The 15,295-nt window shown below is 63.5% G+C and carries 15 protein-coding genes; all 15 read left to right on the plus strand.

The window, feature by feature from the left end:
* Positions 1–31 precede the first annotated feature (31 nt).
* The 15 genes from tsf to lpxB all read left to right on the plus strand — a co-directional run bounded on the left by tsf (position 32) and on the right by lpxB (position 15,147).
* The gene (gene tsf, locus RX331_RS17820; protein ID WP_317257754.1) at positions 32–955 is read left to right on the plus strand and encodes a translation elongation factor Ts; all 924 of its coding nucleotides are present in this window, start codon (positions 32–34) and stop codon (positions 953–955) included.
* A 70-nt stretch (positions 956–1,025) separates the two neighbouring features.
* Entirely contained in the window at positions 1,026–1,742 is a 717-nt protein-coding gene (pyrH, locus tag RX331_RS17825; protein WP_317257755.1) for a UMP kinase, read from the plus strand.
* Between the two features lie 69 nt (positions 1,743–1,811).
* Positions 1,812–2,375, plus strand: a complete 564-nt coding sequence (gene frr / locus RX331_RS17830; RefSeq protein WP_317257756.1) for a ribosome recycling factor — start codon at positions 1,812–1,814, stop codon at positions 2,373–2,375.
* 57 nt (positions 2,376–2,432) lie between these two features.
* On the plus strand, positions 2,433–3,188 hold the full coding sequence (locus RX331_RS17835; protein ID WP_317257757.1) for an isoprenyl transferase: 756 nt from the start codon (positions 2,433–2,435) through the stop codon (positions 3,186–3,188).
* Complete coding sequence (locus RX331_RS17840) at positions 3,185–4,033, plus strand: phosphatidate cytidylyltransferase (RefSeq protein ID WP_317257758.1); 849 nt, start codon at positions 3,185–3,187, stop codon at positions 4,031–4,033. The genes RX331_RS17835 and RX331_RS17840 overlap by 4 nt, the downstream gene beginning before the upstream one ends.
* Before the next feature lie 4 nt (positions 4,034–4,037).
* Positions 4,038–5,261: a 1-deoxy-D-xylulose-5-phosphate reductoisomerase gene (gene dxr / locus RX331_RS17845; RefSeq protein WP_317257759.1), complete on the plus strand. Its 1,224-nt coding sequence runs from the start codon at positions 4,038–4,040 to the stop codon at positions 5,259–5,261.
* Positions 5,262–5,303: 42 nt separating this feature from the next.
* On the plus strand, positions 5,304–6,479 hold the full coding sequence (rseP, locus tag RX331_RS17850) for an RIP metalloprotease RseP (RefSeq protein ID WP_317257760.1): 1,176 nt from the start codon (positions 5,304–5,306) through the stop codon (positions 6,477–6,479).
* 173 nt (positions 6,480–6,652) lie between these two features.
* The gene (bamA, locus tag RX331_RS17855; RefSeq protein WP_317257761.1) at positions 6,653–9,193 is read left to right on the plus strand and encodes an outer membrane protein assembly factor BamA; all 2,541 of its coding nucleotides are present in this window, start codon (positions 6,653–6,655) and stop codon (positions 9,191–9,193) included.
* A 122-nt stretch (positions 9,194–9,315) separates the two neighbouring features.
* Positions 9,316–10,383: a UDP-3-O-(3-hydroxymyristoyl)glucosamine N-acyltransferase gene (gene lpxD, locus RX331_RS17860; RefSeq protein WP_317257762.1), complete on the plus strand. Its 1,068-nt coding sequence runs from the start codon at positions 9,316–9,318 to the stop codon at positions 10,381–10,383.
* A complete protein-coding gene (fabZ, locus tag RX331_RS17865; protein WP_283034616.1) occupies positions 10,383–10,841 on the plus strand; it encodes a 3-hydroxyacyl-ACP dehydratase FabZ in 459 nt (152 codons plus the stop codon). Before lpxD ends, fabZ begins: the two co-directional genes overlap by 1 nt.
* Positions 10,842–10,978: 137 nt before the next feature.
* Entirely contained in the window at positions 10,979–11,614 is a 636-nt protein-coding gene (locus tag RX331_RS17870) for a histidine phosphatase family protein (protein WP_317257763.1), read from the plus strand.
* 146 nt (positions 11,615–11,760) lie between these two features.
* Complete coding sequence (locus tag RX331_RS17875) at positions 11,761–12,114, plus strand: hypothetical protein (RefSeq protein WP_317257764.1); 354 nt, start codon at positions 11,761–11,763, stop codon at positions 12,112–12,114.
* A 168-nt stretch (positions 12,115–12,282) separates the two neighbouring features.
* The gene (gene lpxA, locus RX331_RS17880; RefSeq protein WP_317257765.1) at positions 12,283–13,086 is read left to right on the plus strand and encodes an acyl-ACP--UDP-N-acetylglucosamine O-acyltransferase; all 804 of its coding nucleotides are present in this window, start codon (positions 12,283–12,285) and stop codon (positions 13,084–13,086) included.
* Between the two features lie 19 nt (positions 13,087–13,105).
* The gene (locus RX331_RS17885) at positions 13,106–13,963 is read left to right on the plus strand and encodes an LpxI family protein (protein ID WP_317257766.1); all 858 of its coding nucleotides are present in this window, start codon (positions 13,106–13,108) and stop codon (positions 13,961–13,963) included.
* A 23-nt stretch (positions 13,964–13,986) separates the two neighbouring features.
* On the plus strand, positions 13,987–15,147 hold the full coding sequence (lpxB, locus tag RX331_RS17890) for a lipid-A-disaccharide synthase (RefSeq protein WP_317258166.1): 1,161 nt from the start codon (positions 13,987–13,989) through the stop codon (positions 15,145–15,147).
* Positions 15,148–15,295 lie beyond the last annotated feature (148 nt).

Raw genomic sequence — 15,295 nt, forward strand, 5'->3', positions numbered from 1 at the left:
CGCCGCTCACAGGCAAGAAGGATATTCAACGATGGCAACGATCTCTGCGGCAATGGTCAAGGAACTGCGCGAGTCGACCGGCGCGGGCATGATGGACTGCAAGGCCGCGCTTACCGAAACTTCCGGCGACATGCAGGCCGCCCAGGACTGGCTGCGCAAGAAGGGCCTGTCGAAGGCTGCCAAGAAGGCCGGCCGCGTCGCGGCTGAAGGCCTTATCGGCGCCCTGACGTCGGGTACCAAGGGTGTGCTGGTCGAGGTCAACTCCGAGACCGACTTCGTCGCGCGCAACGAACAGTTCCAAGGCCTCGTCAAGATGATCGCCCAGGTCGCGCTGCACCACACGGCAAACGTCGAAGCGATCAAGGCCGCCAAGATCGGCGATGCCACGGTCGAGGTCGCGATCAATGATGCGATCGCCACCATCGGCGAGAACATGTCGCTGCGCCGCGCCACCTCGCTCGAGGTCGGTAAGGGCGTGGTGTCGAGCTACGTCCACGGCGCCGTGATCGATGGCGCCGGCAAGATGGGCGTGCTGGTTGCGCTGGAGTCCACCGGCAACACCGATGAGCTCTCCCAGCTCGGCCGTCAGCTCGCGATGCATGTGGCCGCGACCAATCCGCTGGCGCTGGATTCGGCCGGTCTCGACCCGGAGACCGTCAAGCGCGAAAAGGACGTGCTGGCCGACAAGTATCGCCAGCAGGGCAAGCCGGAGAATGTGATCGAGAAGATCGTCGAGTCTGGCCTGAAGACCTACTACAAGGAAGTCTGCCTGCTCGATCAGGCCTTCATCCACGACACCGGCAAGTCGGTGGCGCAGGCGCTGAAGGAAGCTGAGCGCAAGGTCGGCGGACCGGTGAAGATTGCCGGCTTTGTGCGCTATGCTCTCGGCGAGGGAATCGAAAAGCAGGAATCCGATTTCGCGGCCGAGGTCGCGGCGGCCAGCGGCAAGAAGTAACCGCTGCGGTCACAGACTTCCGGTGCGATGCATCGGAAGTCGCCTGCGCGGGACAAGGAAGCGATAAGCAATGGCTGACCCGGTCTATCGTCGCGTCGTGATCAAGCTCTCGGGCGAGTATCTCGCAGGCAGCCAGTCTTTCGGTATCGACCAGCCCACCGTCGACCGCATCGCCGACGATCTGATCGCGGCTCAGAAGCTCGGCGTCGAGGTCGCCGTCGTGATCGGCGGCGGCAACATCGTTCGCGGGGTGGAAGTATCCTCGCGCGGCGTGTCGCGCCCGACCGGCGACACCATGGGCATGCTCGCGACCGTGATGAACTGCCTGGCGTTGGAAGCCGCCATCGAGCGCAAGGGGACGCCGGCGCGGACCTTGTCGGCGTTCGTGATGCCCGAGATTTCCGAGCTGTTCACCCGCACTGCAGCGCACAAATATCTCGCCGAAGGGCGTATCGTGCTGCTCGGCGGCGGAACCGGCAATCCGTTTTTCACCACCGATACTACCGCAGTGCTGCGGGCCGCCGAGATCGGGGCAGAGGCCGTGCTCAAGGCCACCAATGTCGACGGCGTCTACAGCGCCGATCCGAAAAAGGACCCGTCCGCCAAGCGTTTTGATCGCCTGACGCATTCGCAGGCGATCACCGGTGGCTACAAGGTGATGGATGCGACCGCATTCGCGCTTGCCCGCGAGACGTCACTGCCTATCATCGTGTTCTCGATCGCCGAGCCGGCTTCGATCGGCGCCATCCTGCGCGGGACCGGCCACGGCACAGTGGTCGCCGGCTGATAGGCCGGCGCAGTTTCGACCGCAGGCAGCAACACGCCGGCGGCTGGTTTCTAAGGAGGGGAGAGCCGTATGCCCACGCCCGGTTTTGACATCAACGAATTGAAGCGCCGCATGCAAGGCGCCACCAACTCGCTCAAGCACGAATTGGGTGGCCTGCGGACCGGCCGCGCGTCGGCATCGATGCTGGAGCCGGTGCAGGTCGAGGCCTATGGCTCGCACATGCCGCTCAACCAGCTCGCGACCGTCAGCGTGCCCGAGCCGCGCCTGCTCTCCGTCCAGGTCTGGGACAAGTCGATGGTCAAGGCCGTGGAGAAGGCGATCGTCGATTCCAATCTCGGCCTTTCGCCCGCGACCGAAGGACAGGTGCTGCGCCTGCGGATTCCGGAACTCAACACCGAGCGGCGCAAGGAACTGGTGAAGGTCGCGCATAAATACGCCGAGGCTGCCAAGGTCGCGGTCCGCCATGTCCGGCGCGACGGGCTCGATATCGTCAAGAAGCTCGAGAAGAATCACGAGATTTCCGAGGACGATCAGGAGCGGCTCGCCAACGACGTGCAGAAGGCGACCGACGGAACGATTGCCGAAATCGATCAGTTGCTTGCGGCGAAGGAAAAGGAAATCCTCACCGTTTGATGACAGCTTTCATGGGTTGAGACTGGAACGGTCAAGACTGGCTCTGGAATTTTGATGATGCCGAACGCCGCCGCCCCTGCCACGGAAGGACCGGATCGCTCCGTTCCGTTGCATGTGGCGATCATCATGGACGGAAACGGGCGCTGGGCGGCAGCGCGCGGTCTGCCGCGCGCCGAAGGTCATCGCCGCGGCGTCGAGGCGCTGCGCCGCGTCGTTCGTGCCGCCCATGAACTCGGCGTACGCTATCTCACGATCTTCTCGTTCAGTTCCGAGAACTGGTCGCGGCCGGCGACCGAAATCGGCGATCTCTTCGGCCTGCTCCGCCGCTTCATTCGCAACGATCTGGCCACACTGCATAGCGATGGCGTGCGCGTGCGTGTGATCGGCGAGCGGGAAGGGCTGGAAGCGGATATCTGCGCGCTCTTGAACGAAGCCGAAGAACTGACCAAGGACAACACCAAGCTCAATCTCGTGGTCGCGTTCAACTACGGATCGCGCCAGGAGATCGCCGGCGCCGCGCAGCGGCTGGCGCGCGAGGTCGCCGAAGGCAAGCGCGATCCGGCCTCGATCGACGCCGATACGCTCGGCCGCTATCTCGATGCGCCCGATATTCCCGATCCCGACCTGATCATTCGCACCAGCGGCGAGCAGCGGCTGTCGAATTTCCTGATGTGGCAGGCGGCCTATAGCGAGCTCGTATTCGTGCCGATTCACTGGCCGGATTTCGACAAGGCGGCGCTGGAAAGTGCGATTGCCGAATATGCCAGGCGGGAACGCCGTTTCGGCGGTCTGGCCGCGAAAACCGGATCGTGACCGAGGGCGAGGCCGCACCGGCGGCAGCGAGCGGATCGGACAAGCGCAATCTCGCGATGCGCGTCGCCGTGGCCGCGGTGCTGATACCGCTCGCGGTTGCGATTGCCTATGCGGGCGGCTGGCTTTGGACTGTCTTGGTGACGCTTGCCGCCATCGGCCTGTTCGTGGAATGGCTCGCGATTGTGGGTCTTTCCGGTGCGTTGCGTATGACGGTGCCGGGTGTCGCGGCGTTTGCGGTCGCCGGGCTCTGCCTTGCGCTGCATCGCCTCGATGTCGCGCTGATCGTGCTGGGGGCCGGGCTTGCCGCCGTCGCAACGATGGCGCCGGAGCGGCGAAACTGGGCGGCGGCGGGATTTTTGTATGCGGCGGCGGCCGAGATTGCCTCGGTGCTGGTGCGTCTCGATCCCGTGAAGGGATTCGCCGCCCTGATCTTCGTGCTGCTGATCGTGTGGGTGACCGACAGCGGCGGCTATTTTGCGGGCCGCGGCATTGGGGGGCCTAAACTGTGGCCGCGCGTCAGCCCGAAGAAGACTTGGGCGGGTGCGGTCGGCGGTTTTGCCGCCAGCCTAGCGGTGGCCGGCGGCTTTGCCGCGCTCGATCTGGGCAGGGCAGGGCCCTTATTGCTGCTTTCGGCGGTCCTCTCGGCCGTGTCGCAGCTCGGCGACCTCTTCGAATCCGCCGTGAAGCGGCGGTTTGGCGTAAAGGACTCAAGTCACATTATTCCTGGCCACGGCGGTCTAATGGATCGCCTGGATGGTTTTGTCGCAGCCGTCGCCGTGGCGGCACTTTTGGGCTTCTTGCGAGCCGGCGCCGATGGCGTCGGCCGCGGTCTTATGGTTTGGTGATACGATGAGCGCAGTTCCATTGCGTAACAACAAGACTGCGGCGGCAGCCGCGCGCACAGTCTCGGTGCTGGGTGCCACCGGCTCGATCGGCGACAGCACGATGGATTTGCTGCGCGGCGCGCGCGACCGCTATCAGGTCGAGGCGCTGACAGCGAATTCCAACGTCGAGGCGCTGGCCAAGCTCGCCAGGGAATTCGGCGCGCGATTCGCCGCGATTGCCGATCCGGCGCGGCTTGGCGAACTGAAGGCGGCGCTTGCCGGTACCGGCATCGCATGCGGCGCCGGCGAAAGCGCTATTATCGAGGCGGCGGCGCGTCCCGCCGACTGGGTGATGGCGGCGGTCAGCGGTGCGGCTGGCCTGAAGCCCGCTCTGGCTGCGGTCGATCGCGGCGCAGCGGTGGCGCTCGCCAACAAGGAATGCCTGGTCTGTGCCGGCGATTTCTTCATGCAGCGCGCGGCGAAGGCCGGCGCCTGCATTCTCCCTGCGGATTCCGAGCACAACGCGCTGTTTCAGGCGCTCTCGTCCGGCAACCGCGAAGAACTGGTGCGCGTGATCATCACGGCGTCGGGCGGGCCGTTCCGCACCTGGGCACCGGCCGACATCGAGCAGGCGACGCTGGAGCAGGCGTTGAAGCATCCGAACTGGAGCATGGGGCAGAAAATCACGATCGATTCGGCCTCGATGATGAACAAGGGCCTCGAGGTCATCGAAGCTTCCTATCTGTTCGCGCTCTCGGCCGACGAAATCGACGTTCTCGTCCATCCGCAGTCGATCATTCACGGCATGGTCGAATTCTCCGACCGCTCGGTGGTTGCCCAGCTTGGCGCGCCCGACATGCGCATCCCGATTGCGCATTGCCTCGGGTGGCCCGATCGAATCGTCGGCCCGTCGGCGCGGCTGGATCTCGCCAAGATCGGTCAGTTGACCTTCGAAGCACCGGATTTTGAACGCTTCCCGGGCTTGCGGCTGGCCTATGAAGCGTTACGTATCGGACGTGGTGCGACCACGGTATTCAACGCCGCCAATGAGGTGGCGGTGGCGGCGTTTATTGCCGGAAAGATCAGGTTCGGATCGATCGCGCGCCTTGTCGAAGCCACCATGAACGACTGGATTCGCGCCGGGAACCTTGCGTCTTTGAGCTCGGCCGACGACGCGATTTCCGTTGACCATAACGCACGAAATCGAGCCGCCTCCCTATTGCCTCAAATTGCCTTAAAGGCATCCTAGAGGGTTGGGGACGGAGCTTGCGCTTTCGTCGAGGGGAACCTGATGTCAGAATTTTTTCTCCATAGCTTCAATACATTGAGCCATGGGCTCGTCGGCTACATCATCCCCTTTCTGTTCGTTCTGACCATCGTCGTGTTCTTTCACGAACTCGGCCACTTCCTGGTCGCCCGCTGGGCGGGCGTAAAGGTGCTGACGTTCTCGCTCGGCTTCGGGCCGGAGCTTGCCGGCTTCAACGACCGCCACGGCACGCGCTGGAAGATCTCGGCGATCCCGCTCGGCGGTTACGTGAAGTTCTTCGGCGACGAATCTGAGGCCTCAACGCCCGCATCGGCCGAAGCGCTCGCCCGCATGACCGAGGAGGAGCGGGCGGGGAGCTTCCACCACAAGAAGGTCGGCGCGCGCGCCGCCATCGTCGCCGCCGGTCCGATCGCGAATTTCATTCTGGCGATCGTCATCTTCACCTGTCTGTTCACCTTCTTCGGCAAGCCGAGCACCACCGCGCGGGTCGACAAGATCGAAGCCAGCAGCGCCGCCGAGCGCGCCGGGTTCCAGGTCGGCGACATCGTCACCGCCATCGACGGCAAGAAGATCGGCAGCTTCTCCGACATGCAGCGCTTCGTCAGCGTCCGCGCCGGTGAAACCATGACCTTCACCGTCAAGCGCGGCGATTCGATCTTGGATTTGAAGGGCACGCCGGAACTACGCGAGGTAAAGGACCCGTTCGGGAACACGCAGCGGCTCGGCATTCTCGGCATCACCCGCGCCACCTCGCCGGGCGAAGCCACGACCGAGAAGGTCGATCCGGCCACCGCGCTCTGGCTCGGGGTCAAGGAAACCTATTTCGTCATCGAGCAGACGCTTGCCTATATTGGAAACATTTTTACCGGCCGGGCTAGCGCAGACCAGATCGGCGGGCCGATTCGAATCGCCCAGATTTCGGGGCAGGTCGCGACTCTCGGGCTGATTCCCTTGCTGCATCTGGCGGCGGTGCTGTCCATCTCGATCGGGCTCCTGAACCTGTTCCCGGTTCCCTTGCTCGATGGTGGCCACCTTTTGTTCTATACGGCCGAAGTGCTCCGGGGCCGTCCATTGTCGGAAAAATCGCAGGAATACGGTTTCCGGGTCGGGCTGGTGCTGGTCCTGATGCTGATGGTGTTCGCCTTCTATAATGATTTCCATCAGGTACCGTGGCTGAAGGGGCTTTTCGGCAGATCGTAGAAGCGGCTTTTTTGTGACGTTGCCCATTGGCAACGCCTTGGAATGAAATTGGAAATGCCGCGTTAAGTCTGGTTTGCCGCCCTGTCGAAATTGGCTACAAGCAATGCAACTTGGGAATCTGCCGGTTTCGTTGGGGAACGGACCGGCATCGGAATGACGAGGGCGCGTTGCGCATGATGTTGGGAATGCGAGTGCGGGGGGGCCTGCTGGCCGCTCTGATCATGGTTGCCGTGCCGATGGGGGGTACGCTGGTAAATGCGCCAGCTGCGGCCCAGACCGTGGCGTCGATCTCCGTTGAGGGGAATCGGCGTGTCGAGGTCGAGACCATTCGCTCCTATTTCAAGCCGGGTCCTGGTGGCCGCCTCGGGCAGGCGCAGATCGACGACGGCTTGAAGGCGCTGATCGAGACCGGCCTGTTCCAGGACGTGCGAATCAACCAGGTCGGCGGCCGCCTGGTCGTGACCGTGGTCGAAAACGCCGTGATCGGCCGCATTGCCTTCGAAGGCAACAAGAAGGTCAAGGACGAGCAGCTCTCCGCTGAAATCCAGTCCAAGCCGCGCGGCACGTTCTCGCGGCCGATGGTCCAGTCGGATGCCCAGCGCATTGCCGAAATCTATCGCCGCTCGGGCCGTTATGACGTGCGCGTCACGCCTGAGATCATCGAGCAGCCGAACAACCGCGTCGACCTGGTCTTTACGATCACCGAGGGTAGCAAGACCGGCGTCAAGTCGATCGAGTTCGTCGGCAACGTCGCTTATTCGTCCTATCGCCTGAAGGACGTCATCAAGACGCGTGAATCCAACCTGCTGAGCTTCCTCGGTGGCGCCGATGTCTACGATCCGGACCGGGTCGAGGCCGACCGCGACCTGATTCGCCGGTTCTATCTCAAGAACGGTTACGCCGACGTGCAGGTCGTCGCGGCGCTGACCGAATATGACCCTGACAAGAAGGGCTTCCTCGTCACCTTCAAGATCGATGAGGGGCAGCAATACCGCGTCGCGTCCGTCGACTTCCAGACCTCGATCCCGACGCTCGATGCCGCCTCGATGCGCAGCTTCTCGCGCGTCAGCGTCGGTTCGGTTTACAACGCCGAGGCGCTTGAGAAGTCCGTCGAGGAAATGCAGATCGAGGCTTCGCGGCGCGGCTATGCCTTCGCCGTGGTGCGTCCGCGCGGCGATCGCAATTTCGAGCAACACACCGTTTCGATCGTGTTCGCCGTCGATGAGGGCCCGCGCACCTATATCGAGCGCATCAACATCCGCGGCAACACCCGTACCCGCGACTACGTGATCCGCCGCGAGTTCGACCTGTCCGAAGGCGACGCCTACAACCGTGCGCTGGTCGATCGGGCCGAGCGCCGGCTGAAGAACCTCGACTTCTTCAAGAGCGTGAAGATCGTCACCGAGCCCGGCTCGTCGACCGACCGCGTGATCCTGATCGTCGACCTCGAAGAGAAGTCGACCGGCGACTTCTCGGTATCGGGCGGCTATTCGACCACCGACGGTGCGCTGGCCGAAGTCAGCATTTCCGAGCGCAACTTCCTCGGCCGCGGCCTCTACGCGAAGGCTGCCGTGACCTATGGCCAGTATGCGCGCGGCGGCTCGTTGTCATTCGTCGACCCCTATCTGTTCGACTACCGCGTCGCGCTCGGCCTCGACCTGTTCTATCGCGAGCAGCTCGCCAACAGCTACATCGCCTACGGCACCAAGACGCTGGGTTTCAGCCCGCGGCTCGGCTTCACCCTGCGTGAAGATCTCGCCTTGCAGCTGCGCTACTCGATCTATCAGCAGGAAATCTCGCTGCCGAGCCAGCTGGCGAACTGTAACAACGTGCAGTTCTTGCCTGACGGATCTCCGAATCCAAACTTCAATCCGAGCCCGGCGTTTGCGAACGCGAACGGGATCAGCCTGGTCTCCACAAACGGTCTGGGATGTTACTTCGATGGCGAAGCCTCGCTGCCAGTCCGTAAGGAGCTGCAGAACGGCAAGGCGTTGACTTCGGCGGTCGGCTACTCGCTGAACTACAACACGCTGGACAACAACAAGAACCCGACCGATGGCTTGCTGATCGACTGGAAGCAGGATTTTGCTGGTGTCGGCGGCGACGTGAAGTACATCAAGTCGGCGATCGACGCGAAGTACTACACCCCCCTGGTCGCCGATATCGTCGGCTTGATCCATCTCCAGGGCGGTATCCTCAACCAGTTCGGCGGCAGCGAGCTGCGCATGCTCGACCACTTCCAGATGGGTCCGAATCTGGTTCGCGGTTTTGCACCGAACGGCATCGGACCGCGCGACATCAACCCCTACGGCACGCGTGACGCACTCGGCGGCACCAAGTACTGGGGCGCTTCGTTCGAACTGCAGATGCCGTTCTGGTTCCTGCCGAAGGAAGTCGGGCTCAAGGGCTCGGTCTATGCCGACGCCGGCGGACTCTGGGACTACAAGGGGCCGACGTCGTGGGCGGCCACGAACGAAATCAATCTGCCGGGCTGCATCAGGCCGACCCAGGCGAATTCAACGACTGGAGCGACTCCGGGAACTTGTACGGGACTGGTGTATGACGACGGCAACGTGGTCCGCAGCTCGGTGGGTGTCGGCATCATCTGGGCCTCGCCGTTCGGTCCGCTGCGCTTCGACTATGCGGTTCCGCTTACAAAGGGTCAGTTTGACCGCGTGCAGCAATTCAAGTTTGGCGGCGGCACATCATTCTAAGGCGTCTTGACGCGAGGCGGACCTTAAGGTCCGCTTCGAGGACGCGGCGGAATAACGGGAGAGGTCGGCTCCGTTCACCGGGGCCGACGCTCTGATGTGAGGGCCGGACTGCGGCGGGTGGAATGGCGCAGCCGATATTCTTCAAACAACCTCCTTCCTCAACGCTCGCCGATCTGGCCACGTTGACGGGAGCGGTATTGCTTGACGACAAACGGGGCGGCCATGTGATCCGGGAGCTTGCTTCGCTCGACGAAGCCGGTCCGATGCATCTGGCGTTCTTCGACAACCTCAAATACGTCGACCAGCTCAAGGCGACTAAGGCCGGTGCCTGCCTGGTCAGCCCGCGCTTCGAGCAACAGGTGCCCGCCCATGTCGCCGTGTTGCGCGCCGCTCAGCCGTTCCGCGCCTTCGTGAAGCTGGCGCGCGAATGGCACGCCGATGCGCTTCGTCCGCAATCCTGGTTCGGTGTTGACGGCATTGCGCCGTCGGCGATCATCGACCCGTCCGCGCATCTGGAGGACGGCGTCGTCGTCGATCCGCTGTCGGTAATCGGACCGCGGGTCGAGATCGGGGCTGGAACCGTGATCGGTGCCGGCGCGGTGATCGGCGCCGACGTCAAGATCGGCCGCGACTGCAATGTCGGTGCACGGACCGCGATCCAGTTCTCCCTGATCGGCAACAACGTCCTGATTCATCCCGGCTGCAGCATCGGGCAGGATGGCTATGGCTTCATCTTCTTCGGCCCCGAGGGTCACCTCAAGGTGCCGCAGACCGGCCGCGTCCTGATCCAGAACAATGTCGAGATCGGCGCTTCGACCACCATCGATCGCGGCAGCCTGCGCGACACCGTGATCGGCGAAGGCACCAAAATCGACAATCAGGTCCAGATCGGCCACAATGTGACCATCGGCAGGCACTGCCTGCTCGCGGCCCAGATCGGGCTCGCGGGCAGCCTGACGATCGGGGACAACGTGGCAATCGGCGCCAAAGCGGGACTTAACAACCACATCAAGATTGGCGATGGAGCGCAGATCGCGGCCATGAGCGCGGTTAAGGACGACATTCCTGCCAACGAACGCTGGGGCGGTCATCTAGCTCGGCCAACCCGGCAATGGTTTCGAGAGTCGCTGGCGCTTGAACGCTTGGCTCGCGATAGCGCAGCCCATTTAAAGGGCGAGGGGAAGGAGTGATGGAGGAAGCACCTGTCAGGTTCGAGCTCGTCGACATCAACGAGATCCTCAAGACCCTCCCGCACCGTTATCCGATGCTGCTGATCGACCGGGTGATCAAGATCCGGACCGACTATAGCGGCATCGGCATCAAGAACGTCACCTTCAACGAGCCGCCGTTTCTCGGCCATTTCCCCGAGCGTCCGGTCTATCCCGGCGTGATGATGATCGAGGCCATGGCGCAGACCGCCGGCGTGATCGGCATCAAGTCGGTCGAGGGCACCGAGAAGCCGCGCGCGGTTTATTTCCTGACCATCGACAAGTGCAAATTCCGCAAGCCGGTGATGCCCGGCGACACCGTCGAGTATCACATGCGCTCGATCGGGCGACGCAAGGCGATGTGGTGGTTTCACGGCGACGCCAAGGTCAATGGCACGGTCGTCGCCGAAGCCGATGTAGGCGCGATGCTGACCGACTAAGTCGGATTGGACTTTTTCGTCATACAACTGACGGATTTCTACTCAATCTTTGGTAGTGGAACCCACGCCGAGATCGATCGAGAAATTTACCAGCCTGATTTCCAGTTCGGTGTCCGCGCTTTTTGACGGAGGCGTCCGTGAACAAGCTTGTGCCGATCATTTCGTTTTTGCTCACTTTCCTTCTGATTCCGCCGCCAACTTATGCGGCTGATCTGGACGGTCTGATTGCCTCGCTGAAGGGCGGTGGTTACGTCATCGTGTTTCGGCACGGCGCCACCGACGACAGCCAGAAAGACGTCTATCCCTTCAAATTCGACGACATGAGCGCGCAGCGGCAACTGAACGATAAGGGCCGTGCCATGGCGCGCGAGCTTGGCGCGGCGCTTGCGAAACTGGGCGTGCCGATCGGCGACGTCTATACCAGCCGGCTGAACCGCGCGGTCGAGACCGGCAGGCTGATCGGCGGCAAGGACGTCTCGCCGGTGGATGAATTGACCGACAGCGGCGCGGGCAGTTCGTCGGGGATGGCCAATCCCGACGGCAAGAACGCCAAGATTGGACGTGCCGTGCGCGATCTCGTCAATGCGCCGCCGAAAGCCGGCGTCAACAATCTGGCCGTGACGCACAAGACCAATGTCACCGACGCCTTCGGCAAGGAGTTCGCCGATATCCGCGAGGGCGAGGCGCTCGTCTACAAGACCAGCGCTTCGGGCCCGGCCGCATTCGTCGCGCGCGTGCAGGCCAGCGAGTGGATCGCGCTGGCGGGCAGCTGAAAGGCATCTGGGTCTCGTCGTGAGACGCCGCTGCAGTCGATGTCGGATCGCGGTCACAGCGCGATCACGTCGTCATGATGATGGAACTTCATCCGTGGCTGCGACTTTGTAGCTGCGGTGGCAGATCATCGGTGCCGAGAGGCCGCATGAGATCGCTTGGAATAGCCGTCGTGCTGCTAGGCTCAGCCGCTGTTTTCGCCGGAAACGCAATTGCGCGCGATGACGGGCGTTACGCCAATTCCCCGCTCAAATCCTGGTTCGACGGCTTGAAAAGCGGCAAGGGCCTGTGCTGCTCCGATGCTGACGGCTCGGCCGTCTCTGACGTCGACTGGGAATCAAAGGACGGTCACTACCGCGTGCGGCTCGAGGGCCAATGGGTCGATGTCCCTGACGACGCCGTCATTACCGAGCCGAACCGCGTCGGCCGCACCATGGTCTGGCCGATCAAGGGCACGCTCGGAATAACGATCCGCTGCTTCCTGCCCGGCAGCATGACGTGAAGCCGCAGACTCGTTCTGACGTCGGACAAGGAGCCGTCATCTGGTGGATATCCTATTCGGATGTCTCGAAACATGCCGTAACCATACGTCACTAGACAGCCCAAGTATGCCGCGCTAACCACCGGAAAACGCGACATATTCGCGTTCAAGGATGGGCTGGCTTAAGTGATGGGTACGATCGATCCAACCGCGCGGGTTGAGGATGGTGCTGTGATCGGCGAGGGGACCACGATCGGTCCCTATTGCATCATCGGGCCCAACGTCGTCATCGGCGCAAATTGCAAGCTGATCGCGCATGTGCACGTCACTGCGCAGACGACGATCGGCGATGGCTGCACGATCTATCCATTCGCGTCGCTTGGTACGCCCCCGCAATCGCTGAGCTACAAGGGCGAACTGACCCGGCTGGAGATCGGCGCCGGCTGCATCATCCGCGAATCCACCACCATGAACGCCGGCACGGTTGCCGGCGGCGGTGTGACGCGGGTCGGCGAACGCGGCTATTTCATGAACGGCAGCCATGTCGGGCACGATTGCCTGGTCGGCAATGACGTCATCTTCGCGACGTCGGCGACGCTCGGCGGCCATTGCGAGATCGGCGACTTCGTCTTCATCGGCGGGCTCTCCGCCGTGCACCAATTCACCCGGATCGGGCCGCAGGTGATGGTCGGCGGCGTCTGCGGGGTGCGCGGCGACATCATTCCGTTCGGGCTCGCCAACGGCCAATATGCCAGCCTCGAAGGATTGAACATCATCGGCATGAAGCGCCGCAAGTTCACCAAGGAGCGGCTGGCGAGGGTGCGCGCGTTCTACCAGAAGCTGTTTCACGGGCCCGGCGTCTTCGCCGAGCGGCTGAACACGGTGCAGCCGATGGCCGGCGAGGATCCGGCAATTGCCGAAATCCTCGCTTTCATCGCGCAGGGCAAGCATCGTCCGCTCTGCCTTCCCGCCGGCGACAGCAACAAGCTGTGATGACGGGATCGCCGCAGCCATGACTTCAGCGGCCTCCGACATTTCATCACCGGTCGGCGTCATCGCCGGCGGCGGCGCGATGCCGTTTGCGGTCGCGGATTCGCTGGTCGCGCGGGGGATTGCGCCGGTGCTCTTTGCGCTGCGTGGCTCCTGCGATCCGGAGCGCGTCGGCCGCTTTCGCCATCACTGGATCTCGGTTGGGCAGCTCGGGCGCGCGACAAAGCTGTTTCGCAGCGAAGGCTGCCGCGACCTGATCTTCATCGGCACCCTGCTGCGCCCCGCGCTGTCGGAAATCCGGCTGGACTGGGGAACGGTCCGCGTTCTCGGCCGCATCTTTGCGGCGTTTCGCGGCGGCGACAATCATCTGCTGTCGGGCATCGGCCGCATCCTCGAACAGGACGGCTTCCGGATGGTCGGCGTCAGGGATGTGGCGCCCGACGTGCTGATGCCGGAGGGAAATATTGCCCGGGCCGTACCCGATTCCACAGATATCGCCGACATCGCAAGGGGACGGGAGGTGCTCGGCGCGCTCGGTCCGTTCGACATCGGCCAGGCCGTCGTCGTGATTGACGGGCATGTGGTGGCGGTCGAGGATATCGAGGGCACCGACGGGCTTCTGGCCCGCGTCGCGCGGCTGCGCGAGGCCGGGCGCATCAGAGCCAAAGCGGGCCGCGGCGTGCTGGTGAAGGCGCCCAAGAGCGGGCAGGATTTGCGCTATGACCTGCCGACCGTGGGTGCCCGGACGGTCGAGGGCGCGGCGAAAGCCGGGCTCGCCGGCATCGCCGTGATCGCCGGCCATACGATTGCCGCCGACGCGCAGGCCATGATCGCGGCGGCCGACCATGCCGGACTGTTCATCCAGGGCGTTCCCGCGTGACGCCGTCCAGCGCGACCGCCGGCATGGAGCGGAGGATTTTTCTGATCGCGACGGAGGAATCCGGCGATCGGCTCGGCGCCAATCTGATGAAGGTGCTGCGCCAGCGTCTTGGCGATGGCGTGCGGTTCGAAGGCGTCGGTGGCCGCGCGATGGCGCGCGAAGGGCTCGACACGCTGTTTCCGATCGAAGAGCTCTCGATCATCGGGCTTGCCGCGGTCGTCAAGGAATTGCCGAAGATCCTCGGGCTGATCAAGGAAACCGCAATCGCAGTGACGGAAGCCGCGCCGGATATCCTCGTCATCATCGACAGCCCGGATTTTACTCACCGCGTGGCGAAGCGGGTGCGCGCCAAGAACCCGGCGATTCCGATCGTCGACTATGTGTCGCCGTCGGTCTGGGCGTGGCGGCCGGGCCGGGCGCGCGCGATGCTGAAATATGTCGACCACGTGCTGGCGCTATTGCCGTTCGAGCCCGAGGCCTATCAGCGGCTGCACGGGCCCCCCTGCAGCTATGTCGGCCATCCCCTGACCGAGCAGCTGGCCTCGCTGCGCCCGAACGCGGATGAAGCCAGACGGCGGGCGGAATCGCCGCCGGTATTGTTGGTGCTGCCAGGAAGCCGCCGCAGCGAAATCCGCCACCACATGGCGGTATTCGGCGAGGCCGTGGGACTGCTGCAGGAGCGGGGCGTCGCATTCGAATTGATGCTGCCGACCATGCCGCATCTGCAGGAGACGGTGGTCGAGGCGGTGAAGGGCTGGCCGGTCCAGCCCCAGGTCGTGATCGGTGAGCAGGACAAGCGGGCCGCGTTCCGGATCGCGCATGCGGCGCTCGCCAAATCCGGCACCGTGACGCTCGAACTCGCATTGGCCGGCGTACCGATGGTGACCGCCTACCGCGTCGGCGCCATCGAAGCATTCATCCTGCGGCGGGCGATCCGCGTGTCGTCGGTCATCCTCGCCAACCTCGTGATCGGCAAGGACGTCATTCCCGAATTCCTTCAGGAAGACTGCACGCCCGAAAAGTTGGCGGAGGCGCTCGCCGATGTCCTGTCGGATTCAGAGCTGCGCCGGCAGCAGCTCGAGGCCTTCGCCACGCTGGACACGATCATGTCGACCGGCGACCAGCCGCCGAGCGTGCGCGCCGCGGACATCGTGCTGGCAACGATGTACAAGCGGCGGGCATGAGGCCGGCGGCGCCAGCGCCTCGTGGTGACGCGTATCAACGGCCCGCGCTTGGCTTGGCGCTCGCGCCAGGTGCAAAGCCTATGAGAACAAGCAAGCCATAACCAATCCGGCCAATCCCTGCTCTTAAAGGCAGCCGCGCCCGCAAGGG

Source organism: Bradyrhizobium sp. BWA-3-5, from assembly GCF_032917985.1.
Lineage (GTDB): Bacteria > Pseudomonadota > Alphaproteobacteria > Rhizobiales > Xanthobacteraceae > Bradyrhizobium.